This is a genomic window from Luteitalea sp. (genome assembly GCF_022842525.1).
Classification (GTDB): Bacteria; Acidobacteriota; Vicinamibacteria; order Vicinamibacterales; family Vicinamibacteraceae; genus Luteitalea.
In genome coordinates, this window is sequence record NZ_JALHPM010000105.1 from 1 (window position 1) to 24,317 (window position 24,317).

Consider the following 24,317-nt stretch of genomic DNA (forward strand, 5'->3'; position numbering starts at 1 on the left):
GAACCACGCGCGGACGCGATCGGCCAGGCGCTCGGCGTCGGGCCCCTCGGGCCGGGCCGACAGCGCGGCGTCCAGCGCCTGGGGCGTGAGCGGCACGTCCTGCGCCCGGGCGGTCGCCCACGGGCCGAGCAGGCAGGCGGCGACCACCAGCAGGAGGCCGCGCATGGTCACGAGGGGAACGATCGCTCGAACAGCGCGGCGATGGCGGCGGTGCCGGCCTCGGTGAGGGTGCGGGTGCCCGTGCCGGTGAAGTGCACGTGCGCGATCCGCGGCAGGTCGGTGTCGGGCCGGGCCACCCACTGGCGGTCGTCCCACGTGAACCACCCGTTCCGGTCCTGGTCGAACACGTGCAGCGGCTTGTTGCACAGCTTGGCGAACTCGGCGCCCCAGCCCGTGCCGCCCTTGACGTGGTTGTCGGGCAGGATCGAACCGACCACGAAGATCTCCTGGCCGGCGTTGACCTGGTACCAGATGCTCTGCAGCACCTTGCGGAACGTCGGCGTGTCCGAGTAGCGGCGGTTCATCAGCTGCGACACGTACGCCAGGCTGACGTCGCCGGCCTTCAGCTCCTCGTGATTGAGATTGCGCAAGCCGCGCGTCCGCACCGTGACGTGTCCTTCGAAGCCGAAGTTCACCTCCTCGATGCCGAACCGCTCCGCTTGTGCGCCGAAGGCGGCTTCGGCCCCGGGGGCTCCGCCGCTGAACAGGATGTAGTCGTTGCGATCCACGTCGCTCCTCGCCGGAAGATGGCGCGGCCAGTGTAGCCTGCCCGTTCCCGTTCCGGTAGGCCGTTCCGGTACGATGGGCGGCGTGACTGCCCACGTGCCCGGCCTCCTGTTCGACCCCAGCTTCGCCTCCGCTCCGGGCGCGCCGCGCGCGCGTCTCGACGTGCCCGAAGGCGAGCGCTGGAATCTCGGCGACATCTTTCCGTCCTGGGAGTCGTGGCGGGAGGCCTTCGATGCCCTCGATCGCCGCGTCAAGGGCTACGTCGCCCGCCGGGGCACGCTCGCCGGAGGGCCCGACGCCTTGCTGGCGGCGCTGCGCGAGAGTGACGCCATGGGCCAGCTCGCCTACAAGGTCTGGTACTTCGCCTCGCTCGCCCACGACGAGGATCAGCGCGACAACCAGATCGGGGCTCGTCGGCAGCAGGTGCAGCTGCTATTTGCCGAATGGCGCCAGTCCACCGCCTGGTTCAATCCCGAGCTGCTGGCCATGTCGCTCGAGACGCTGCGGGGCTGGATGGACGCCGACGCCGGCCTGGCCGTCTACCGCTTCATGATCGAGAACCTGTTTCGCCAGCAGGAGCACGTCCTCGACGAGAAGGGCGAGCACCTGCTCTCGCTCGCCGCACAGCTCACGCGCGTCCCCGACGATGCCTATGAGGCGTTGTCGACGGCGGACATGCGGTTTCCGACCATCGAGCTGAGCACCGGTGAAGCGGTGCAGGTCACCTACCCGCGCTACCGCGCGCTGCTGGCGACCAATCGCGTCCAGGCCGATCGCGCCCGCGCCTTCGAAGCGCATCACGGCGCCTTCGAAGCCTCGCTCAACACGTACGCGGCGCTCTACAACGGCGTCCTGCAGCGGGACTGGTACCAGGCGCGGGCGCGTGGCTACGCCTCGACGCTCGAGGCCGCACTGCACGGCGACCACATCCCGGTGGCCGTCGTCGAGAACCTGATCGCCTCGGCCCGCGCCAACGTCGGATCGTTCCAGCGCTACGAGCGGCTTCGGCGTCAGGTGCTGCGTCTGGACACCTACCACCTGTACGACGGGGCGATCCCCCTGGTCGACTTCACCGAGCGCTACCCCTACCAGCAGGTCGTGGACTGGATCGTCGCGTCGGTGGCCCCGCTCGGCCCGCAGTATCAGCAGCGGCTCGCCGCCGGCTTCGCGAACCGGTGGGTGGACATCTACGAGAACGACGGCAAGCGCTCCGGCGCCTACTCGGCGCCCGTCTACGGCGTGCACCCGTACGTGCTCATGAACTACAACGACACGCTCGACGCGGCGTTCACGCTGGCGCACGAGATGGGGCACTCGATGCACACGGTGCTGTCGCACGAGCGGCAGCCCTTCGTGTACTCGGACTACACCATCTTCGTCGCCGAGGTGCCGTCGACGCTGAGCGAGGCCCTGCTGCTCGACCACCGTCTGGCGCACGTCACCGACCCGCTCGAACGCATCGTCCTGCTCCAGCACGCCATCGACGGCATCACCGGCACCTTCTTCACGCAGGTGATGTTCGCCGACTGGGAACTGCAGGCCCATCGTCTCGTCGAAGCGGGCGAGCCGGTCACGGCCGACGTCCTGAGTGCCCTGTACGACGCGACGCTGCGCGCCTACCACGGCGACGCCATCGACTACGATCCCCTGACGCGGGTGACCTGGGCCCGCATTCCCCACTTCTTCGGGTCGCCGTACTACGTGTATCAGTACGCCACCTGTTACGCGTCGAGCGCCCGGCTGCTGGTGGGGCTGCGCGATGCCGATGCGGCGGTGCGCGAGCAGACCATCGCCCGCTACCTGGACCTGCTCGCCGCGGGTGGCAGCGACTACCCGATGACGTTGCTGCAGCGCGCCGGGATCGACCTGGCGGATCCGTCGACGGTCGGTGCCGTGGCGACGCTGCTCGATACGCTGGTGGACCAGCTCGAAGAGGCCCTCGGGGCCCGCGGGCTCCTCTGAAGGTCGTTCCATGTTGCGCAAGCCTGTCGTCCTCATCACCGGGGCGGGCGGGGAGATCGGCCATGGCCTGATCACCCGGCTCGCCGCCTCCGGCCGTCAACGCATCGTCACGCTCGACCTGACCCGACTCGACCCCGAGATCGGCAAGATGGTGACCCGCGAGTTCACGGGGTCGATCCTCGACACGGCCCTGCTCGAGCGCATCCTGGCCGAGTTCGAGATCGATCTGGTGTTCCATCTCGCGGCGCTGCTGTCGACCCGCTCCGAGTTCACCCCGGTCATGGCGCACCAGGTCAACGTCGAGGGCATGCTGACGCTGCTCGAGTTCGCCCAGAAGGAAGGCGAGTCTCACGGCCGACCGGTCGTCTTCGTCTACCCGTCGAGCATCGCGGCCTACGGCCTGCCCGATGCCGAGACCCGGGCGGCGGCAGGACGGGTGCAGGAAGACCAGCACACGTCGCCGACGACCATGTACGGCTGCAACAAGCTGTACTGCGAGTTGCTCGGCACCTACTACGCCCGGCACTACAAGCAGTTGTCGGCGGCCCCGGCGGCCAGCCGCGTCGACTTCCGGGCGCTGCGGTTTCCCGGGCTGATCTCGGCCGCGACGCTGCCATCGGGGGGCACGTCCGACTACGCGCCGGAGATGCTGCACGCGGCGGCCCGTGGTGAGGCGTACGACTGCTTCGTGCGTCCGGATACCCGGATTCCGTTCATGGCCATGCCCGACGCCGTCGAGGCGCTGCTCAAGCTCGCGGCGGCGCCGCGGTGGGAGCTGACCCGCACGGCCTACAACGTCGGTGCCTTCAACCCGTCGGCCGAGGAGATCCGGGCACGGGTGCTGGCGGCGTTTCCCGGCGCCGAGATCGGCTTCGAGGTCGACACCAAGCGCCAGGGCATCGTCGACAGCTGGCCTGCCGACGTGGATGACTCGGCGGCGCGGGCCGACTGGGGGTTCGCACCGGCGTACGACTTCGACCGCGCCTTCAGCGAGTACCTCTTGCCGGCGATCAAGGCGCGTTACGCCGACGGCGAGGTCTGACGGCCGTCGTGAAGCGGTCCGGCGTCACTCGCCGACGTAGCCGCGGCACTCGCCGGAACCGGATGACGTCAGGGACGGCGTCTTCGTATCGTCACCGTGGGAGCTAGAACGGTGACGACCATGGTATGGGGCAGTGAGCGCAACGGATGGCCGGGCAGGACGCGATGGAGCGGAAGCGCCGCGCACGCGGGTGTCATGACCGCGTTGCTCGCGGGCGTGCTGGCGCTGTGGACCGTGGTGGCCCTGGTGGTGGCCCTGCTCGCGCACCCGGCACAGACCATGACCAGACTCGAACGGGATGGTGTGGGTGCCGTGCCGGCGGTGGTGCAGCAGGGCACGACCACCCTCGTGGTGGCGATGCGGCACCGTCTGGCAGGAAGGACTGTGCGATGAGCGGCACCGGGACGGGCAGTCGTCTGCACACCGTCGCAACCGGGGTGCTGTTCGTGCTGAGCGGGGCGTGCCTGTGGGCCGCCCTGCGCGGCTGGTTCACCTTCGAACAGTCACGGGCCTGGTGGCCGCTCGGCTTCCTGTTCCCTGCGGTGCACCGGTTCACCAGTGACGGGACGGACCGCAGCCTGCTCGCCGGCCTGGGCTGGCTCATGACGGGAGCCGTGCTGATTCTCGTGAACCTTGGCTACCTGGAACCGAGCTGGACCGCCGCGCTCGCCCTCGCGTCGCTGGCGGCGGGTGCCCGTCTGCTGTACCTGGCGCTCACGCGCGACAGGGAGGTCGCATGAGACGCCGGAGTCGTGGGTCGCTGTCGCAGGCCGTGGGCGGCCTGGTGCTCCTGCTGTTCGGGGCGCTGCTGTTTGCCCACAACCTCGACCTGGTCAATCTCCGGCACTACGGGCGCTACTGGCCGGCCGTGCCCCTGGGCGTCGGGCTGTTCAAGCTGGTCGGGGGCGGTGGGCGCGGCGACCGGGCGTTCGGTGTGGTGCTGACCCTCTTTGGCGGCAGCCAGCTGGCCAAGGCCCTCGGCTACTGGTCGCCGGGGCCGGCCGACATGGTCGCGCTGCTGCTCATCGGCGCCGGGGGGTGGTTCATCGTGCGCGGCCTGTTCGGCAAGCCCGACGTGCCGCCTCCGCCCGATGGCTCCGACGTGATCTCGACGCTCGCGATCATGGCGGGATTCGAGCGCACCAGCAATGCGCAGAACTTTCGCGGCGGGGACCTCGCGGTCGTGATGGGCGGGTGCGAGATCGACCTTCGCCAGGCGACCATGCGCGCGCCCGCCACCATCGACGTCTTCGTCATGTGGGGCGGCATCGAGTTGCGGGTCCCGGAGGACTGGACGGTCGACCTGCAGGGGACGCCGCTGCTCGCCGGATTCGTCGACAACACGCGGCCGCCGTCGGTCGCCACCGAGAAGCGCCTCGTCATCCGCGGCCTGGCCCTGATGGGCGGCGTCGAGATCAAGAACTGACCCCGTGCACCCGCTGCTCGGCCGGCTCGCCGGCCTGATCGTCTATCTCGCGCTGTGGCTGGCCCTCGGGCTGGCGGCCAGCCTCGGCCTGGCCGTCCGCGGCGGCTGGCCTTGGTCGTCGGCCATGGTCTCGGCGGTGCCGCTCTGCCTGGCGTACGGCGTGGTGTGCCTCGCGGCGTGGTACGTCTGCCGGGCCTTTCCGGTCCTCGGTGCGGGGACCGTCGGCCGAGTCCTCCTCGCGCATGCCGCCGCGGCAGGCCTGACCAGCACCGTGTGGGTCACCCTGGCGCAGTGGTGGGCCACGCTGGTGGGTGGTGTCGCCGACTGGCCGCGCGACGCGACGCTGCTGCTGTTTGCCGGCGGGGTCCTCCTGTTCCTGTTGTCGTCGGCGTTGCATTACGTGTTCCTGGCGCTCGAGGCCCAGGAGGCGGCGCGTCGGCAGGCGCTGGAGTCGGCCGTGCTGGCGCGCGAGGCGGAGCTGCGTGCCTTGCGGGCGCAGGTCAATCCGCACTTCCTGTTCAACAGCCTGCACTCCATCGGGGCGCTGGCGGGTTCGCGTCCGGCCGCCGCGCGCGACATGGCGATCGCGCTGGGCGAGTTCCTCAGGCACAGCGTGCAGCTGGGTGGGCTCCGCGCCGTGACGCTGCAGGAGGAGATCGATCTCATGGCGCGGTATCTGTCGATCGAGCAGGTCCGGTTCGGCGATCGCCTGCAGGTGCGGATCGATGTCGAACAGGCGGCAGGCGCGAGTCGCGTGCCCCCGCTGCTGTTACAGCCACTGGTCGAGAACGCCATCAAGCATGGCGTGGCGGGTCTGCTCGAGGCCGGGGAGGTGTCGATTGCGGCGCGTCACGACGGGCGCCGTTGCCACGTCGCCGTCGTCAACGCCTTCGATCCGGAGGCGCAGCCGCGGGTGGGCACGGGCACCGGTGTGCGCAACGTGCGCGACCGTCTGGCGACCTACTACGGCTCGACGGCCACCTTCGAGGCGCGCGCGGACGGCGACCGGTTCACCGTGACCATGACGTACCCCTGTGACGAGGCCGCGTCGCGGCCGGAGGAGACCGGCCCATGACCGGACGCCCGCTCCGCGTGCTGGTGGTGGACGACGAGGCGCTGGCGCGCCAGGTGGCCGTGGAGTACCTGGCGGGGTGCGACGGCGTCGAGGTCGCGGGCCAGTGCGCCAATGGCTACGAGGCCGTCAAGGCCGTGAGTGAGGCGATGCCCGACGTGCTCCTGCTCGACGTCCAGATGCCGCGACTGTCTGGCTTCGACGTCCTCGATCTGATTGGGCCGGGCCCCGCCGTCATCTTCGCCACCGCGCATGACGAGTTCGCACTGAAGGCCTTCGAGGTCCACGCCGTCGACTACCTGCTCAAGCCCTTCAGTCAGCAACGCCTCAGCGACGCGATCGAGCGGGCCCGTCAGCGGCGGCTGGCACCTGCGGCCTCGCCCGTCGATCAGCTTCGGGACGCGCTGCGCGCCGTCCGCGTGGAGCGCATCCTCGTGCGCGACGCCGGCAAGGTGTTCATCGTGCCCGTGGACACTCTCGAGTACGCCCAGGCCCAGGACGACTACGTGCTGCTGCACACGCAGGGACGCAACCTGCTGAAGGAGCAGCCCATCAGCAGTCTCGAGGCCCAGCTCGATCCGGGCCGCTTCGTTCGGGTCCATCGGTCGTGGCTGATCAACCTGGCGTACCTCGCGCAGGTCGAGCTCGAGGGGAAGGACCGGCGCGTGGCCGTGTTGCGCGACGGCACCCGCCTGCCGGTGAGCCGCTCCGGCCACCAGCGGCTGACCGACGCCCTGGGACGTTCGTAGTCCGTAGTCCGTAGCTGCCGGACTTGTCCGGCAGTCAGCGGCCGGGGGCATGACGTTCCGGATTGCCACGAGACATCAATGCATGTAGATTTGCGTATGTGAAGGATCTATCCGCCTTCTGTCGGCTGCTTGGCGATGACGTCCGTCTTCGTCTGATTCGACTGCTCGGCAAGGAGCAGCTCAACGTCAAGGAGTTGACGGCCATCCTCGGCATCGCCCAGTCAGGGGTCTCGCGACACCTCGGCCTGCTGCGCAAGAGCGGGCTGGTCGAAGAGCGTCGCGAGGGTGGGTTCGCCTATTATTCGCTGCGTCCCGACGGGGCTGGCCTGGCCCGGCCGATGTGGGAGGCGCTGGACGCGTCGCTCCCGGCCGCCGACGAGGACCCCGAACTGCGCGCCGACGATGCGCGGTTGCTCGAGGTGTTGCGGCTGCGCAAGGAGGACTTCCAGGCGCACGGCAGCAACGCGGGGCAACTGGTCCCCGGTCGCAGCTGGGCCGCCTGGAGCCGGGCGCTCGGCCATCTGTTGCCGTCGCTCATCGTGGCTGATGCCGGCTGCGGCGAGGGCTACCTCGCCATGGAAGCGGCCCGCTGGGCCGAGCAGGTCATCGCCATCGACAGCTCGCGCGACGTACTCAAGCGTGCGCGCCAGCTCGCGCGCAAGCGCGGCGTGTCCAACATCGTCTGGCGGGAAGGCCGCATCGAGGCGCTGCCGCTCGAGGACGCGTCGGTGGACGTCGTCCTGCTGTCGCAGGCGCTCCACCATGTCCCGAAACCGGAGGCGGCGCTGTGCGAGGCCGTCCGCGCCCTCAAGCCGGGCGGCACGGTGCTGGTGCTCGAGCTGCGCGCGCATGGGCAGGACTGGGTGCGCGAGCGCCTGGGGGACCGCTGGCTGGGGTTCCGCGATGATTCGCTCGAGGACTGGCTGTTCCGGGCCGGCCTCGAGGATGTGCGCGTGGAGGTCGGCGCGCGCCTGAAGGGAGATCCGTTCACCGTGCTCGTGGCGAGCGGCCGCAAGGCCGGCGGCGTGCTGCGCGGCAGGACGGGCGCCGCATCGTCGGCGCGGGGGAGTGTGCGATGACGAGTGCAACGGTCCTGAAGCTCAAGGAGGCGTGTCAACGCCGACTGCTGTTCATCGATGGCGCGATGGGCACGATGATCCAGCGCCACCAGCTCGCCGAGGCCGACTACCGCGGTGAGCGCTTCGCGGCGCACGGGCACGACCTGCGCGGCAACAACGACCTCCTCGTCCTCACCCGCCCCGACATCATCCAGGCCATCCACGAGCAGTATCTGGAGGCGGGCGCCGACATCATCGAGACCAACACGTTCAACGGCACGGCCATCGCCCAGTCGGACTATGGGCTCGAGCGCATCGTGTACGAGTTGAACGTGGCGGCGGCCCGCGTGGCGCGCGCGGCTGCCGACCTTTGGAACGCGAAGACGCCGGATCGCCCGCGCTACGTCGCCGGCGCCATCGGGCCGACCAACCGCACGCTGTCCATCTCGCCCGACGTCAACGACCCGGCGTTCCGCGCCGTCAGCTTCGAGGCCGTCGTCGACGCCTACGAGACCCAGGTCGAGGGCCTGCTCGACGGCGGCGTGGACGTGCTGCTGATCGAGACGATCTTCGACACGCTGAACGCCAAGGCGGCGGCGCTCGCCGTGCGTCACGTGTTCGATCGCCGTGGTGTCGAGGTGCCGGTGATGTTGTCGGTCACGATCACCGACCGCAGCGGACGGACGCTGTCGGGGCAGACCGTGGAAGCCTTCTGGATTTCCATGGCGCACGTACGGCCGTTCAGTGTCGGTCTCAACTGCGCGCTCGGCGCCGACGACATGCGCCCCTACCTCCGCGACCTGTCGGCCATCGCCGACTGCTTCGTGTCGTGCTATCCCAACGCGGGCTTGCCCAACGCCTTCGGTGGCTACGACGAGACGCCCGAGCAGATGGCCGGGGTGCTGGCCGGCTTTGCGCGCGAGGGGTTGCTGAATCTCGTCGGCGGCTGCTGTGGGACCACGCCCGATCACATCCGGGCCATGGCGCAGGCCTGTGAAGGCGTCACGCCGCGGGTGGTGCCGACCGATCTGCGGCGCTACAGCCGCTTCTCGGGCCTCGAGCCGCTGGAGATTCGGCCCGAGAGCAACTTCCAGATGGTGGGGGAGCGCACCAACGTCACGGGGTCGGCCAAGTTCGCGCGCCTCATCAAGGCCGGGGACTTCACCGCGGCCGTCGACGTGGCGACCGAGCAGGTGCGCAACGGCGCCAACATCCTCGATGTGAACATGGACGAGGGCATGCTCGACAGCGAAGCGAGCATGAAGACGTTCCTCAACCTGCTGGCCACCGAGCCCGAGGTGGCGCGCGTCCCGTTCATGATCGACAGCTCGAAGTGGACCGTGCTCGAGACCGGTCTGAAGTGTGTGCAGGGCAAGGCGATCGTCAATTCGATCAGCCTGAAGGAGGGCGAAGCGGACTTCCTCGCGAAGGCGAGAACGGTTCGTGCCTACGGCGCCGCCGTCATCGTCATGGCCTTCGACGAGACGGGGCAGGCCGACACGATCGCGCGCAAGGTCGAGATCTGCCAGCGGGCCTACCGGTTGCTGACCGAGCAGATCGGCTTCCCGCCCGAAGACATCATCTTCGACCCGAACGTGCTCGCCATCGCGACCGGGCTCGACGAGCACAACGAGTACGCGATCAACTTCATCGAGGCCACGCGGCAGATTCGCGCCACGTGCCCCGGTGCGCTGATCAGCGGCGGCATCAGCAATCTGTCGTTCAGCTTCCGCGGCAACGACGTGGTCCGCGAAGCCATTCACTCGGCGTTCCTCTTCCACGCCATCAAGGCCGGCTTGACGATGGGCATCGTCAATGCGGGGCAGCTGGCCGTGTACGAGGACATCGCGCCGGAGTTGCTGACGCTGGTCGAGGACGTGCTCTTCAACCGGCGTCCGGAGGCGACCGAGCGGCTCGTCGCCCGGGCCGAGCAGGTTCGCGGCAGCGGCACGCGACGCGAGGTGGATCTGCGGTGGCGCGAGGCGCCGGTGGCCGAGCGCCTGGCCTATGCCCTGGTGCACGGGGTGGTGGACTACATCGAGGCCGACGTCGAGGAGGCGCGCCAGCAGTTCGCGCGGCCCCTGCAGGTGATCGAAGGCCCGCTGATGGACGGGATGAAGACCGTCGGGGACCTGTTCGGTCAGGGCAAGATGTTCCTGCCGCAGGTCGTCAAGAGCGCGCGGGCGATGAAGCGGGCGGTGGCCGTCCTGTTGCCGTTCATGGAGGCCGAGAAGGCCGCCGGCGGGGCCCAGGCACAGGGCAAGGTGCTCATCGCCACGGTCAAGGGCGACGTCCACGACATCGGCAAGAACATCGTGTCGGTGGTGCTCGGCTGCAACAACTACGAGGTCATCGATCTCGGGGTGATGGTGCCGACCGACAAGATCCTGAAGGCCGCGGTCGAGCATGGCGTCGACGTGATCGGCCTGAGCGGGCTCATCACGCCGTCGCTGGACGAGATGGTCGGCGTGGCACGCGAGATGGAGCGGCGCGGCATGACGCTGCCGCTGCTGATCGGCGGTGCCACCACGAGTCCGCAGCACACGGCGGTCAAGATTGCCCCCGAGTATTCCGGCATCGCGGTCCACGTGCTCGACGCGTCCCGCGCGGTGTCGGTCGTCTCGAGCGTCCTGTCGGCGGCCCAGGCCCCGGCGTACGCCGCGCAGTTGCGCGAGGACCAGGCCCGCGTGCGCGACCTGCACCAGAAGCGGCAGGAGAAGCCCCTGCTGTCGCTGCGGCAGGCCCGCGACAACCGGCTGCAGGTGGACTGGGCCGCCGAGGCCCTGCCGACGCCTGCGTTCACCGGCCGGCGCGAGGTGTCGCTGTCGGTCGAGGCGCTGCGCCCCTACATCGACTGGACGTTCTTCTTCAACGCGTGGGAGCTCAAGGGCAAGCTGCCGACGATCTTCGATCATCCGCAGTACGGGGCCGAGGCGCGGTCGTTGCACGAACACGCGATCGCGACGCTGGACCGCCTCGAGTCGGGCGGGGCCCTCACCATTCGCGCCGTCTACGGCTTCTGGCCTGCCAATGCGGCCGGAGACGACGTGGTGCTGTATGGCGACGCCGCGCGACAGCACGAGGTGGCCCGCTTCCCGATGCTGCGGCAGCAGGAGCCCAAGCCGGACACCAAGCCCAACCGGTCGCTGGCCGATTTCGTCGCCCCGGTGGGGGAGGGGGCCGATCATGTCGGGGCCTTCGCCGTCACGGTGCATGGCGCCGAGGTGCAGGCCAAGGCGTTCGAGGCCGCGCACGACGACTACAACGCCATCATGGTCAAGCTGCTGGCCGACCGCCTCGCCGAAGCCGCCGCCGAATACCTGCATGCGCAGGCCCGGCGCGACTGGGGCTACGGCGCCGACGAGCGCCTGGGCCCGGAGGACCTGGTGGCCGAGAAGTATCGGGGCATCCGACCGGCCTTCGGTTACCCGGCGTGCCCCGACCATACGGAGAAGCGCACCCTGTTCCGGTTGCTCGATGCGGAGGCCATCGGCGTGTCGCTGACCGAGAGTTGCGCCATGTGGCCGGCGGCGAGCGTGTCGGGGCTCTATTTCTCGCACCCGCAGGCGTCGTACTTCATGATCGGTCGGCTCGGCGAGGACCAGGTCGCCGACTATGCGCGCCGGAAGGGCATGACGCGCGACGAGGCCGAGAAGTGGCTGGCGCCGAACCTCGCGTACGCGGCGGTCACTGCGGGCACCTGCTGAAGGCGCGTGACCGCAGTGTGCCGGTTCCGGCGCCGCCGCTGACGCGGCGCGCGCTCGACGCCGTCTCGACGGCCGGGGGGCGCGGTGCCCTCCGGCCGTTCGTGTGTTCATCCGGCTTGACGGAAGGAGTTCATCTGTGTAGACTTCAATCCGGATAGAGGGATGAATCAACTTGCTTCGCCAGTCCTGGCGCACCTCAACGTTCTCGGGGACCCCCTGCGGGCCCGCCTGCTGCTCGTGCTCGAGGGGCAGACCTTGGCGGTGGGCGAGCTGTGCGACATCCTGCAACTGCCGCAGTCGACGATCAGTCGGCACCTCAAGACGCTGATGGATGGCGGCTGGGCCCAGGTGCGACGCGAAGGGACGAGCCGACTCTACTCGCTCGTCACCGACGCGCTCGACGAGCACTCGGCCGACCTGTGGCGCGTGGTCAAGGCCCAGCTGATCACGATGCCGGCCGTGGCGCAGGACCGGATGCGCCTGACTCGGGTGCTGGCCGACCGCCGTTCGGAATCGGCCGCCTTCTTCTCCCGCGCGGCCGGGGAGTGGGATGCGCTGCGCGACGAGCTCTACGGCAGCAGCTTCCATCTCGATGGCCTGCTGGCGGCGTGCGAACCGACGTGGACCGTGGCGGACCTCGGCTGCGGCACGGGACGGACGTCGGCCGCGCTGGCGCCGTTCGTCCGGCACGTCGTGGCCGTCGACGCGTCGGCCGAGATGCTCACGGCCGCGCGGGCCCGCCTCGGGGCCCTGCCCAACGTCGAGGTCCGGGAAGGCACGCTGGAAGCAGTGCCGGTGGCGAGTGGCACCGCGGACCTCGCGCTGCTGGTCCTCGTGCTGCATCACCTGGGCGATCCGACGGCCGTGCTCAAGGAGGCGCGCCGGGTCCTCAGGGCGGACGGGCGGTTGCTCGTCATCGACATGCAGCCACACGACCGCGAGGAGTATCGTGGCCAGATGGGACACGTCTGGCTCGGGTTCTCCGAGGTCGACGTCAGCCGGCTCCTGACCGGGGCTGGCTTCAGCGGGGCGCGGGTGGTGCCGATGTCCCCGGTGCCGGGTGTGCGTGGCCCGGCCTTGTTCGTCGCCCGAGCCACCGCGGGTGCGTCTTCATTGTCAGTCACGGGCAGGTAGGGCGCACTCGCCGCCATTGCCCTCACGAGAATCGCATCGCGCCTGGTTCGCGATGCCGTACGACGCGGCGCGGTGCCGCGAAGCCAAGGAGCCAAACGCATGACCCCTGCAGTCGCAACCGAGACGTTGCACGCTTTTGCCCAGGCCGAGAAGGCCGGGCGTCCCGCCTTCAAGGTTCGTGATCTCGCCGAGGCCGACTTCGGCCGCAAGGAGATCCGCCTCGCCGAGCAGGAGATGCCCGGTCTGATGGCCATTCGCGACGAGTACGCCGCGAAGAAGCCGCTGGCCGGCGTCCAGATCATGGGCAGCCTGCACATGACCGTGCAGACGGCCGTCCTGATCGAGACGCTCGACGCGCTCGGCGCCGACGTGCGCTGGGTGTCCTGCAACATCTTCTCGACGCAGGATCACGCCGCCGCGGCGGTGGTGGTCGGTCGTCCCGAGACCGGTGGCACCGTGCAGCACCCGAAGGGCATCCCGGTGTTTGCCTGGAAGGGCGAGACGCTCGAGGAGTACTGGTGGTGCACGAAGGAGGCCCTCGTGTGGCCCGACGGCTCCGGCCCCGAGCAGATCGTCGACGACGGGGGTGACGCGACGCTGTTCGTCCACAAGTGCCTCGAGTACGGCACGGCGGACAAGGTGCCGGCCTTCGACGCCGAGAAGGAGCCCGAGGAGTGGGGCATCATCCTCCAGACGCTGCGTGACGAGCTCGGCAAGGCGTCGGCCCAGTGGCAGGCGATCGCCCGTGGCATCAAGGGCGTCAGCGAGGAGACCACCACCGGCGTCCACCGCCTCTACGAGATGATGACGGCCGGCACGCTGCTGTTCCCGGCCATCAACGTCAACGATGCGGTGACCAAGAGCAAGTTCGACAACCTGTACGGCTGCCGGCACTCGCTGACCGACGGCATCATGCGCGCCAGCGACGTCATGCTGTCGGGCAAGGTAGCGGTGGTGTGCGGCTACGGCGACGTCGGCAAGGGCTGCGCGCAGTCGCTGCGCGGCCAGGGCGCGCGCGTCATCATCACCGAGATCGACCCGATCTGCGCGCTGCAGGCGGCGATGGAGGGCTACCAGGTCACCACGCTGCAGGACGTGCTCGAGACGGCCGACATCTTCATCACGGCGACGGGCAACCGCAACATCATCACCGCCGAGCACATGGCGAAGATGAAGGACAAGGCCATCGTCGGCAACATCGGCCACTTCGACAACGAGATCGACATGGCCGGCCTGAAGAAGGTCGCCGGCATCGAGCGCATCAACATCAAGCCGCAGTACGACGAGTGGCGCTTCCCGGACGGCCACAGCGTGATGATCCTCGCCGAGGGTCGCCTGCTCAACCTCGGGTGCGCGACGGGGCACCCGAGCTTCGTGATGTCGGCCTCGTTCACCAACCAGGTGATGGCGCAGATCGAGCTCCACACCAACAACGCGGCGTACGCCAAGCGCGTCTACGTGCTGCCCAAGCGCCTCGACGAGAAGGTCGCGCGCCTGCACCTCGAGAAGCTCGGGGTCAAGCTGACGGTGCTCGCCAAGGAGCAGGCCGACTACATCGGCGTGCCGGTCGAGGGCCCGTACAAGCCGGATCACTATCGCTACTAGCTGGTAGTGCCGCGATGTCGCGATGCCGAATGCCGCCAGGCACAAGGCAGAAGCGCACACGGTTGACGGTTGACGGCTGAAGGACAGGCGGGCCTGCCCCTCGAGAGAAGGGCAGGCCCGTTCTGCATCTGCGGCATTCCCGGCATCGCGGCATCGCGGCATTGCGGGGCCGATGCGATAGGATGGGCCCCGCCTCATGCTCCTCGCCATCGCCCTGGCCGGCATCGTCGCCCTCGTCCTGCTGATCGCCGGCGCCCGCCTGACGCCGTTCCTGGCCTTTCTCCTGGTCTGCATCGGCGTCGGTCTGGCCTCGGGGCTGACGCCGCTGCAGGTGTCGGCGGCCATCCAGAAGGGCCTCGGCGACACGCTCGGCTCCCTGCTGCTGGTGATCGGCCTCGGCGCCATGCTCGGCAAGATCGTCGCGGAGAGCGGCGCGGCCCAGCGCATCGCGATGAGCCTGATGCGCCTCAGCGGACCGAGCCGCGTGCAGTGGGCGCTCATGGTCACCGGCTTCATCGTCGGCCTGCCGCTGTTCTATTCGGTCGGGTTCGTGCTGGTCATTCCGCTGATCTTCAGCGTCGCCGCGCAGTACAAGTTGCCGCCGGTCTGGGTGGGGCTGCCGATGCTGGCCGCGCTCTCGGTGACGCACGGGTACCTGCCGCCCCATCCGGCCCCCGCCGCGCTGGTGCAGCAGTTCAACGCCAACATGGGGCAGACGCTGCTGTACGGCATCGTCATCGCCATCCCGGCCATCATCCTCGCTGGCCCGGTCTACACGCGGTTCATGCCGCGCATCGATCGCCCCCCCCTGTCGACGTTCGTGCCGGCCCTGCGTGACGAGGCGACACTGCCGTCGCTGTCGGCCAGTCTCACGACCGCGCTGCTGCCGGTGGTGATGCTCGGCGTCGGGTCGGTGCTGGCCTCACGCGTCTCCGACGGGGTGATCGGTCAGGTCGTGCGTGCGATCGGTGACCCGTCCATGGCCATGCTCGTGGCGGTGGTGGTGGCCATCGGCCTGCTGGGGTTGCGCAGCGGCGCCTCGATGGAGACCATCACGGGCTGGTGCGAACGGGCCGCCTCCGACGTGGCCCTCGTGATGCTCGTCGTCGGCGGCGCCGGCGCATTCAAGCAGGTGCTCACGGACGCCGGGTCGAGCACCGCCATCGCGGCGGCGCTGTCGCGCCTGCACGCGCCGCCCCTGGTGCTGGCGTGGGCGATGGCGGCCCTCGTCCGCGTCTGCGTCGGGTCGGCCACCGTCGCCGGGCTCACCACGGCGGGCTTCGTGGCGCCTCTGGTCGCGAGCGGCGCGGCGGATCCGAATCTGATGGTGTTGTCGATTGGCGCCGGCAGCCTGATGCTGTCGCACATCAACGACGGCGCCTTCTGGCTGTTCAAGGAGTATTTCAACCTGTCCGTGGCCGAGACGTTGCAGACGTGGACCGCGATGGAGTCGATTGTCGCCATCGTCGGCCTCGCGGGCGTGCTGCTGCTCGATGTATGGATATAGGCGAACATCACTGACCGTCGACCTGAAGGTCGACGGCTACGACCATCGTCGCTTCCCGACTCCCGCTTCCCGACTCCCGATTCCTCCGACATGTCCACACCAGAAGAACGCTTCGCTGCTCTCGGCCTCGACCTCCCGCCCGCGCCCAAGCCGATGGGGGTCTACAAGCCCGCCCTGATCGAGGGCCCCTATCTGTACGTGTCCGGTCACGGCACGATGAAGACCGATGGCTCGATGATCGTCGGCAAGGTGGGGCAGGACCTGACGGCCGACGAGGCCAAGCTGGCGGCGCGCCAGGTCGGGTTGTCGATGCTCGCCACGATCAGGGCCACGGTCGGGTCGCTCGACCGCATCCATCGCGTCGTCAAGGTCCTCGGCATGGTGTGGGCGACGCCGGAGTTCGATCGGCATCCCTTCGTCATCAACGGGTGCAGCGAGATGTTCTCGGCCATCTGGGGCGAAGACCTCGGCGTGGGCGTGCGCAGCGCGGTGGGCATGGGCTCGCTGCCGGGCAACATCCCGGTGGAGATCGAGGCGCTGTTCCGGCTGAAGGACGTCTAGATGCTGGTCGTCGACGCGCATCTGGACCTGTCCATGAACGCGCTCGAGTGGAACCGCGACCTGCGCGAGCCGGTCGCGGCCATCCGGGCCCGTGAAGCGGGGCTCACCGATCGGCCCGACCGCGGCCGTGGCACGGTGTCCTTTCCGGAGATGCGCCGTGCGCGCATCGGCCTGGTCGTCGCCACGCAGATCGCCCGCTCTGTCGCGCCAGACAACCCGCTGCCCGGGTGGCACTCGGCCGAGCAGGCCTGGGCCCAGACGCAGGGACAGCTGGCCTGGTACCGCGAGATGGAGAAGGCGGGCGAGATGGTCGCGGTCACCGACCTCGCCTCGCTCGACGCGCATCTCGCCCTGTGGCAGGACCCGCCACCGCGCGCGCCCATCGGCTACATCCGCAGTCTCGAGGGCGCCGATTCGCTGGTCACCATCGAGTACCTGGAGCAGGCCGTGCGCGACGGCCTGCGCGCCGTCGGGCCGGCACACTACGGACCCGGACGGTACGCCCCCGGCACGCACACCACCGGACCGCTCGAGCCGCAGGGGCCAGCGCTGCTCGCCGCCATGGAACGGCTGGGCGTCATCCTCGACGTCACCCACCTGAGCGACGACAGCCTCTGGCAGGCCCTCGACCTGTTCGGCGGCGCCGTGTGGGCCAGCCATCACAACGTGAGAACGCTGGTCCCCGATCAGCGACAGCTGCCCGACGATCAGATTCGGGCGATCGTCAAGCGCGGCGCCGTCATCGGGGCGTCGTGCGATGCGTGGATGATCGTGCCCGGCTGGGTGCGCGGCACGTCGACGCCGCAGTCGATGTCGTGCACCTTCGAGCGGCTCGCCGACCACGTCGTCCATATCTGCGACCTCGCGGGCTCCACGGCCCACGTGTGCATCGGCTCGGACCTCGACGGCGCGTTCGGCACGGAGCAGACGCCGGTCGAGATCGACACCATCGCCGATCTGCATCGCCTGTGCGACGTGCTCGGGGCGCGCGGGTTCACCGACGATGACCTGGAGCGCTTCCGGTGGCGCAACGTCGTCGAGTTCCTCCGGGCGCATTGGGCCGGACGGGAGTGGATCGCATGAAGAGACGGGCATTCGTCCAGGCCTGCGCGGCCACGATCGGCGCGTGCGCGGCTGCGCCATCGGTGGTGGCGCAGGCGGCCCAGGCGGCAGCGCCGGCCTCGGGGCTGGCGCTGAAGGTGATGACCTTCAACATCCGCTATGGCACCGCCAACGACGGCGACAACCACTGGGACCGGCGCAAGGACTTCCTGGTGGACGTGCTGCGCGCGGAGGCGCCCGACGTCATCGGCGTCCAGGAGGCGCTGTATCCGCAGCTGGCCTTCATCCTGCAGGCCCTGCCGGGATACGCGATGGTCGGCGTCGGGCGCGACAACGGCATCCGGGCGGGCGAGTACTCCTGCCTCCTCTACCGGACGGCCGCGCTGTCGGTGAGCCGCAGCGACACCTTCTGGTTCTCGGACACGCCAGACCGCGTCGCCTCGAAGAGCTGGGGCAACAGCATCACCCGCATCTGCACGTGGGCGCAGTTCGTCTCGCCGGACGGGCAGCCGCTGTCCGTCTACAACGTGCACCTCGATCATCAGTCGCAGCCGTCGCGCGAGCAGTCGGCGAGGTTGCTGCGCGCGCGGATTGCCGCGCGTGATCCCCAGGCGCCGGTCATCGTGACCGGCGACTTCAACGCCGGCGAGAAGAACCCTGCCGTCGCGTCGATGCTCGACGGCGGCGTGTTCCGCGACACGTTTCGCGTCAAGCACCCGGAGGCGGCGCCGGTCGGCACCTTCACCGGCTTCAGGTTCGGACAGGTCATCGGCGAGAAGATCGACCACATCTTCGCGACGGCGGAGTGGGACGTCCTCGACGCCGCGATCGTCCGCACCGACCGCAACCAGCGCTACCCGTCGGACCACTTCCCGGTGACCGCCACCGTGAGGCTGGTCCGCGCGTAGCCACGTCTCGTGCGACGGGCAGGCCAGGGGATGCAGGGCGCAAGGAGACCACCGTGCCGAGAGGGATCGTGACCATCGGGCGCGCCGCATCGGCGGGCCTGCTGACCGCCGCACTGGTGCTCGGGCCGCAGGGGGCCGGGCGCGTCGGCCACGCGCAGTCGGCGCCCACGGGGGCCGACCTCGTGCGCGCGACGTACACCAAGTACGAGTACCTCGTGCCGATGCGCGACGGCGTGCGGTTGTTCACGGCCGTGTACGTGCCGAAGGACGCGTCGCGGACCTACCCCTTCCTGCTGACGCGGACGCCCTACAGCGTGGCCCCCTACGGCGTCGACCGCTATCCCGCCGCGCTCGGATCGGAACCGCTCCAGAAGGAAGGGTTCATCTTCGTGCGGCAGGATGCGCGCGGACGCTACATGTCAGAAGGGCAGTTCCAGCAGGTGCGCCCCTTCAATGCCGGCACCGGGCCGAAGGACGTCGACGAGCGGACCGACACCCACGACACGATCGCCTGGCTGTTGGCCAACGTGCCCAACCACAACGGGCGCGTCGGCATGATCGGCATCTCGCAGCCGGGCTTCCACGTCGCCGCGAGCATCATCGACTCGCACCCGGCGCTGAAGGCCGCCTCGCCACAGGCGCCGACGGCGGACTACTACATGGGCGACGACGTGTACCACAACGGCGCGTTCATGCTGGGGGCGAATTTCGGGTTCTACTCGCGCTTCGCTCCCCGGGGCGACACGCCGGCGCCGCCGCGCCCCGCGATCGTCTTCGACCCGGGCACGCCGGACATGTACGACTTCTTCCTGCGTACGCCGGTGCCGCTCGCGCGCATGAACGCCGACCTGTTCGGGGGGAAGGCCGATTACTGGCAGGAGATCGTCGACCACACGACATACGACGCCTACTGGAAGCAGCGCTCGCTCTGGCGCTTCATGGACAACGTGAGGTGCGCGGTGCTCAACGTCGGCGGCTGGTTCGACGCCGAGGACCCCATCGGCCCCTTCCACATCTACCGCGCGGTCGAGCGGAAGAACCCCGGCATCGCCAACACGATCGTGATGGGCCCGTGGTCGCACGGAGGCTGGGCGCGTGGCGCCGGCCAGCACCTGGGCAACCTCGACTTCGCCATCCGCACGGGGGAGTTCTATCGCGAGAAGATCGAGTTCCCCTTCTTCATGGCGCACCTGAAGGACGGCAAGGAGCCGGTGCCCGAAGCGTGGATGTTCCTCACGGGCCTCAACGAGTTCCGCCGGCTCGATGCCTGGCCGCCGAAGGGACTCACGGCAAAGACCCTGCACCTGGCCGCCAACGGCAGTCTGACCGAGGCGCGCCCACGGGAGGCGACGTCGTACGACGAGTACGTGAGCGACCCGAGGCGCCCCGTGCCCTACGTCGGCTACGTGGCCGGCGGCTTCACGTCGGACTACATGACCGAGGACCAGCGCTTCGCGAGCCGTCGGCCCGACGTGCTGGTCTACCAGACCCCGCCGCTCGAGCAGGACCTCGTGGTGGCCGGCCCGATTCAGGTCCGCCTGCACGTGTCGACCACCGGCACCGACGCCGACTTCGTCGTCAAGGTGATCGATGTGTATCCGGACGATTACCCGACGCCGGCGGCGCCACCCGGCGCGCCGGCGCGCGCCGATGCCGTGAAGATGGGCGGATACCAGCAACTGGTGCGCGGGGAGCCATTCCGCGCCAAGTTCCGGCGCAGCTTCGAGACACCGGAGCCGATGGTCCCTGGTCGGCCCGAGGCGATCACCTATGACCTGCCCGACGTGTACCACGCGTTTCGCCGCGGCCACCGCGTGATGGTGCAGGTGCAGAGTTCGTGGTTCCCGCTCGTCGATCGGAATCCCCAGGTGTTCATGGAGATTCCGACCGCCACGCCCGCCGACTTCAGGGTCGCCACGCAGCGCGTCTATCGCGCGGCCGACCTGGCATCGTCCATCACGTTGATGGTCGAGACGCCCGTGCCTACCGCCGTCGCAGGCGGCCGGTGAGCGTCAGGGTCTCGGCGCCGCGCGTGACCGTCCCGGTCAGCGCGTCGCCCCACTGCTTGCGGTCGAGCAGGGCGCGCACCTCGACGTCCTTCCTGATCGGCTGGCCGTCGAGTGTCAGCACGATGTCGCCGGCCTTGAACCCCATCGCCTCGGCGGGCGATCCCGGCGAGACCATGAGCACGGTCGTCGGCTGCTCGCCGCTGCTGCGGAAGGACAGGCCGAGCGTCGGGAAGCGCGGATAGGTTTCGGTCGGCACGCCCCAGACGATGTCGCCGACGGAGGCGCGGACCGGCTCCGGTGTGCCGAGCTGGGTGGCAATCGGCATCACCGTCGCCACGCGCTTGTCCGTGTATGCCCGGGCCTGACGCGCGATGCCGAGGTTGTAGGCAACGTGCCCGCTCCCCACCAGCACCACCACCACGGCCCTGGGATCGGGCGATTCCTTCGACAACTCGACGGCGTGGTAGGCCATGGTCGCGTCCCACGTGCTCTGGGCCTCCACCATTCGCTGCAGGACCTCTGGCGGCATCCCGGCCCCGTGCCCGGCCGAGTCGCCGCCGACGTAGGCGACGAACAACCGCTTGTGTTCCTCGTTGGTGGTGTCGATGGTGGGCGCGAGCTGCCCCCGCTCCATGCCCCCGATGCCGGCGAGGCCGCGGCGCCCCACCATGGAGACCACCGCGCGGGGCGCATTCACCCCGCGGATGGGCAGGCGGTACTGCTTGGCGAGCAGGAAGATGTCCCGGTAGTAGCCCCACGGGTAGCCCCAGTAGTCGTACCAGCCCGACTCGCGGAGCAGCGCCGCTTCATCGAGGCTGCCGCGCAGCCAGCGGTCGAACGGCGCCGTCGGCGCATCGTACGGAAACATCTCGAGGCCGATCGTGACCTTGCGGCCGGCTCGCTGCAGGGCGGCAATCACCTGCGCCTGGACGCGATGCGATTCGACGGAGGTGTGGGCCTCGCCGACCAGCACGATCGCGGCGTCTGCCAGCGCTGCCGCGACCTCGTCGGTCGAGAGGTCGACGCCCTTGTGGGTGTCGTGGATCTGATCGACGCCCAGCGCCAGCGTGCGGGCCTTGCGGGCGGGGTCGCCCAGTTCGAGGTTGAGCGGCTCGCGGCCCTGCGCGCCGACGCCCACGGGCAGCGCAAGGGCGAGGCAGCAGGCCAGGCCGATGACGTGTGCGCGACGGATCACTTGCCCCTCAGCGCAGTGACGGCCGCGAGGACCTCCGCCGCGTGCGCGTCGACCTTGACGCTGTCCCAGCGGCGCGCCACGGTGCCATCGGCGGCGATCAGGTAGCTGACACGGGCGATGCCCATGTACTTGCGGCCGTACATGCTCTTCTCCTGCCACACGCCGTACTGCTCGCACACGGCGTGATCGGCGTCGGCCAGCAGCGGGAAGGTGAGGCCATGCTTGGTGGCGAACTTCGCCTTGCTCTTCGTGTCGAGGATGCTGATCCCGAACACCGCCGCATCGACCTGCGAGAAGTCCGGCAGCGCCGCCTGGAACCCGCAGGCTTCCGTCGTGCAACCCGACGTGTCGTCCTTCGGGTAGAAGAAGAGCACGACGGGACGGCCTGCGTACTGCGCGAGCGTGTGGATCGTGCCGTGCTGGTCCGGCAGGGCGAACGTGGGGGCCTTGGTGCCCGGGTCGAGGAGTGGCATGTCCTACAGGCTACCTGAAGCGCACGCCGATGCGCGTGCGCGGTTACACTGGACGCGATGATCCTCCGGCTCGATCCGTTCCGGTGGCGCGCCTAGCCGTGCCTCCTGGCCCCATCCAGTGCGTCCATGCGCCGCGTGATGGGCGGAGCCTCACCGGCGACATCCGGCTGCTGGAGGGCTTCCACTCCGACGCGCTCGGCAACAGCCGCGACGTGCTCGTCTACCTGCCGCCCGGATACGACCACGATCAGACGCGGCGGTTTCCGGTGTTGTACCTGCACGACGGCCAGAACGTCTTCGACACCAGTACGTCGTTTGCCGGCGCGGAGTGGGGCGTCGACGAGACGGCCGAACGCCTGGTGCACGCCGGACGGGTGATGCCGCTCGTCATCGTGGCGATCAACCACGCCGGGGCCTTGCGGGCCGACGAGTTCGCGCCGACCAGGGACGCGCACCGGCACGCGGGCGGGCACGCGAACCACTACGCGCGCTTCCTCGTCGACGAACTCAAGCCGTACATCGATCGCACCTTCCGCACGCAGCCCGAGGCGGCGAGTACGGCGGTCGGTGGCTCGTCGCTCGGCGGCCTCGTGACCTTGCACATCGGGCTCGAGCATCCGGGGGTGTTCGGGGCGCTGGCCGTGCTCTCGCCGTCGATCTGGTGGGACCGCCGCGCCGTGCTGACGCGCGTCGAAGGCCTGCCGGCCCGGTTGCCCTGGCGGATCTGGCTCGATGTGGGGACGGGCGAAGGGCGCGACACGGTCAGGAATGCCCGTGCGTTGCGGGGAGTGCTGCAGGAGAAGGGCTGGGAACCCGGGGCCGACCTGCACTACCTCGAAGTCCACGACGCGCCCCATTCCGAGACGGCATGGGCCGAGCGCGTCGGGCCCCTGCTGGAGTTCCTGTTTCCGGTTACGGGGTCTTCCTGATCGCCTGCACCTCGGCCTCGACCTGCTTCTTGGCCTCGCGCTCCTTGCGCTTGCGGAAGGCGTTCTTGATGCTGTCGAGCGTGGCGCCGTTGACGGGCACGCCAGCGGGGTAGAGCTGGGCCCGATGCTCGGTCGGGATCATGAGCGACTGCATCTGGTAGTGGTAGATCGGATACCACGGCCGGACATAGCCCGGCGTCACCGTCGTCTGGTCGTACAGATAGCCGAAGTGGTAGTCGAGGTCGTCGCTCGAGTCCTCGACGCGCACCGTGTAGTCGGCGCGCACGGGCCCGACGAAGATGGACTCCGGCGCCGCCAGCCGCTGCCGGATCCGGTCGAGCTCGGCGCGCTGACGCGCCGCCGGCTGCTGGGCCAGCACGGGGGAGGAACCGAGTGCGATCCCCAGCAGCAGGACCGTGGCGATGAACGGTCGGGTCGGCGGCATGTTCATTCGACGCCCTCCCTCGAGGGTTGGTTGTCTCGGCCGAACACGGATCAGGATTCGAGCAGCAGGTGGCCCGGATCCTCGATGAACTCCTTGACCTTGACCAGGAACTGCACGGCTTCGAGGCCATCCACGATGCGGTGGTCGTAGGACAGCGCGAGATACATCATCGGCCGGATCACCACCTGCCCCTTGATGGCCACCGGACGGTCCTCGATCTTGTGCAAGCCGAGGATGCCGACCTGCGGCGGATTCAGGATCGGCGTGCTCAGGAGCGATCCGAAGACGCCGCCGTTGGTGATCGTGAAGGACCCGCCCTTGAGGTCCTCGAGCGTCAGGGTGTTGTTCTTCGCGCGCGCGGCGAAATCGCGGATCGCCAGCTCGATGCCGGCAAACGACAGCTGCTCGGCCGACCGGATGACCGGAACGACGAGCCCCTGATCGGCGCCGACGGCGATGCCGACGTCGTAGTAGTGCTTCAGCACCATCTCTTCGCCCTGGATCTCGGCGTTGAGACGGGGAAAGGACTTCAGGGCGGCGACGGCGGCCTTGACGAAGAACGAGGCGATGCCGATGCCGACGCCGTGGCGCTTGGCGAACTGCTCCTTGCGTCGCTCGCGCAGGCCCATCAGCTCGGTCATGTCCACCTCGTTGAAGGTGGTCAGCATGGCGGCCGTGCGCTGAGCCTCGACGAGGTTGCGGGCAATCGTCAGACGCCGCTTGGACATCCGCACGCGCTCTTCCGTC

The 24,317-nt window shown here is 69.3% G+C and carries 22 protein-coding genes; 17 read left to right on the top strand and 5 right to left on the bottom strand.

The features are described from left to right. Positions 1-167 precede the first annotated feature (167 nt). Entirely contained in the window at positions 168-728 is a 561-nt protein-coding gene (locus Q0C41_RS19075; protein WP_291986345.1) for a hypothetical protein, read from the bottom strand. Positions 729-810: 82 nt separating this feature from the next. Here Q0C41_RS19075 and pepF point away from each other — a divergent pair, with 82 nt between their 5' ends. From pepF to Q0C41_RS19155, 16 genes are all read left to right on the top strand, one after another. Continuing rightward, positions 811-2,688, top strand: coding sequence for an oligoendopeptidase F (gene pepF, locus Q0C41_RS19080; RefSeq protein ID WP_291986347.1), 1,878 nt, complete (start codon positions 811-813; stop codon positions 2,686-2,688). Between the two features lie 10 nt (positions 2,689-2,698). Beyond that, positions 2,699-3,730, top strand: coding sequence for an NAD-dependent epimerase/dehydratase family protein (locus Q0C41_RS19085; RefSeq protein ID WP_291986349.1), 1,032 nt, complete (start codon positions 2,699-2,701; stop codon positions 3,728-3,730). 195 nt (positions 3,731-3,925) lie between these two features. Then, complete coding sequence (locus Q0C41_RS19090) at positions 3,926-4,123, top strand: hypothetical protein (protein ID WP_291986351.1); 198 nt, start codon at positions 3,926-3,928, stop codon at positions 4,121-4,123. Continuing rightward, positions 4,120-4,470 carry a hypothetical protein gene (locus Q0C41_RS19095; RefSeq protein WP_291986353.1) on the top strand — a complete coding sequence of 117 codons (351 nt, stop codon included), beginning with the start codon at positions 4,120-4,122 and terminating at the stop codon, positions 4,468-4,470. Before Q0C41_RS19090 ends, Q0C41_RS19095 begins: the two co-directional genes overlap by 4 nt. Further along, the gene (locus Q0C41_RS19100) at positions 4,467-5,156 is read left to right on the top strand and encodes a DUF5668 domain-containing protein (protein WP_291986355.1); all 690 of its coding nucleotides are present in this window, start codon (positions 4,467-4,469) and stop codon (positions 5,154-5,156) included. Before Q0C41_RS19095 ends, Q0C41_RS19100 begins: the two co-directional genes overlap by 4 nt. Before the next feature lie 4 nt (positions 5,157-5,160). After that, complete coding sequence (locus Q0C41_RS19105; protein ID WP_291986357.1) at positions 5,161-6,231, top strand: histidine kinase; 1,071 nt, start codon at positions 5,161-5,163, stop codon at positions 6,229-6,231. Beyond that, positions 6,228-6,977, top strand: a complete 750-nt coding sequence (locus Q0C41_RS19110; RefSeq protein WP_291986359.1) for a LytTR family DNA-binding domain-containing protein — start codon at positions 6,228-6,230, stop codon at positions 6,975-6,977. Before Q0C41_RS19105 ends, Q0C41_RS19110 begins: the two co-directional genes overlap by 4 nt. Positions 6,978-7,075: 98 nt before the next feature. Continuing rightward, positions 7,076-8,056 (top strand): metalloregulator ArsR/SmtB family transcription factor, encoded by a 981-nt coding sequence (locus Q0C41_RS19115; protein ID WP_291986361.1) that lies wholly within the window; start codon positions 7,076-7,078, stop codon positions 8,054-8,056. Further along, positions 8,053-11,742, top strand: a complete 3,690-nt coding sequence (gene metH / locus Q0C41_RS19120; protein ID WP_291986363.1) for a methionine synthase — start codon at positions 8,053-8,055, stop codon at positions 11,740-11,742. The genes Q0C41_RS19115 and metH overlap by 4 nt, the downstream gene beginning before the upstream one ends. 162 nt (positions 11,743-11,904) lie before the next feature. Then, positions 11,905-12,876, top strand: coding sequence for a metalloregulator ArsR/SmtB family transcription factor (locus Q0C41_RS19125; protein WP_291986365.1), 972 nt, complete (start codon positions 11,905-11,907; stop codon positions 12,874-12,876). A gap of 99 nt (positions 12,877-12,975) precedes the next feature. After that, positions 12,976-14,481, top strand: a complete 1,506-nt coding sequence (gene ahcY / locus Q0C41_RS19130; protein ID WP_291986367.1) for an adenosylhomocysteinase — start codon at positions 12,976-12,978, stop codon at positions 14,479-14,481. Positions 14,482-14,677: 196 nt separating this feature from the next. Next, positions 14,678-15,988 (top strand): gluconate:H+ symporter, encoded by a 1,311-nt coding sequence (locus Q0C41_RS19135; protein ID WP_291986369.1) that lies wholly within the window; start codon positions 14,678-14,680, stop codon positions 15,986-15,988. 90 nt (positions 15,989-16,078) lie between these two features. Beyond that, positions 16,079-16,549 (top strand): RidA family protein, encoded by a 471-nt coding sequence (locus Q0C41_RS19140; RefSeq protein WP_291986371.1) that lies wholly within the window; start codon positions 16,079-16,081, stop codon positions 16,547-16,549. Then, complete coding sequence (locus Q0C41_RS19145) at positions 16,550-17,632, top strand: membrane dipeptidase (protein ID WP_291986373.1); 1,083 nt, start codon at positions 16,550-16,552, stop codon at positions 17,630-17,632. Then, positions 17,629-18,519 carry an endonuclease/exonuclease/phosphatase family protein gene (locus tag Q0C41_RS19150; RefSeq protein WP_291986375.1) on the top strand — a complete coding sequence of 297 codons (891 nt, stop codon included), beginning with the start codon at positions 17,629-17,631 and terminating at the stop codon, positions 18,517-18,519. Before Q0C41_RS19145 ends, Q0C41_RS19150 begins: the two co-directional genes overlap by 4 nt. 53 nt (positions 18,520-18,572) lie before the next feature. After that, positions 18,573-20,528 (top strand): CocE/NonD family hydrolase, encoded by a 1,956-nt coding sequence (locus Q0C41_RS19155; protein ID WP_291986377.1) that lies wholly within the window; start codon positions 18,573-18,575, stop codon positions 20,526-20,528. On the opposite strand, the gene Q0C41_RS19160 is transcribed toward Q0C41_RS19155, so the two are convergent. Further along, the gene (locus Q0C41_RS19160) at positions 20,503-21,723 is read right to left on the bottom strand and encodes a ChaN family lipoprotein (RefSeq protein ID WP_291986379.1); all 1,221 of its coding nucleotides are present in this window, start codon (positions 21,721-21,723) and stop codon (positions 20,503-20,505) included. The genes Q0C41_RS19155 and Q0C41_RS19160 overlap by 26 nt on opposite strands. Next, the gene (bcp, locus tag Q0C41_RS19165; protein WP_291986381.1) at positions 21,720-22,196 is read right to left on the bottom strand and encodes a thioredoxin-dependent thiol peroxidase; all 477 of its coding nucleotides are present in this window, start codon (positions 22,194-22,196) and stop codon (positions 21,720-21,722) included. Before bcp ends, Q0C41_RS19160 begins: the two co-directional genes overlap by 4 nt. A gap of 98 nt (positions 22,197-22,294) precedes the next feature. On the opposite strand from bcp, the gene Q0C41_RS19170 reads away from it, so the two are divergent. Further along, complete coding sequence (locus Q0C41_RS19170; protein ID WP_291986383.1) at positions 22,295-23,125, top strand: alpha/beta hydrolase-fold protein; 831 nt, start codon at positions 22,295-22,297, stop codon at positions 23,123-23,125. Here Q0C41_RS19170 and Q0C41_RS19175 read toward each other — a convergent pair. Next, entirely contained in the window at positions 23,109-23,576 is a 468-nt protein-coding gene (locus tag Q0C41_RS19175; protein ID WP_291986385.1) for a hypothetical protein, read from the bottom strand. The genes Q0C41_RS19170 and Q0C41_RS19175 overlap by 17 nt on opposite strands. Positions 23,577-23,620: 44 nt before the next feature. Then, the coding region (sucB, locus tag Q0C41_RS19180) for a dihydrolipoyllysine-residue succinyltransferase (RefSeq protein ID WP_291986387.1) at positions 23,621-24,317 on the bottom strand (697 nt) is incomplete at its 5' end.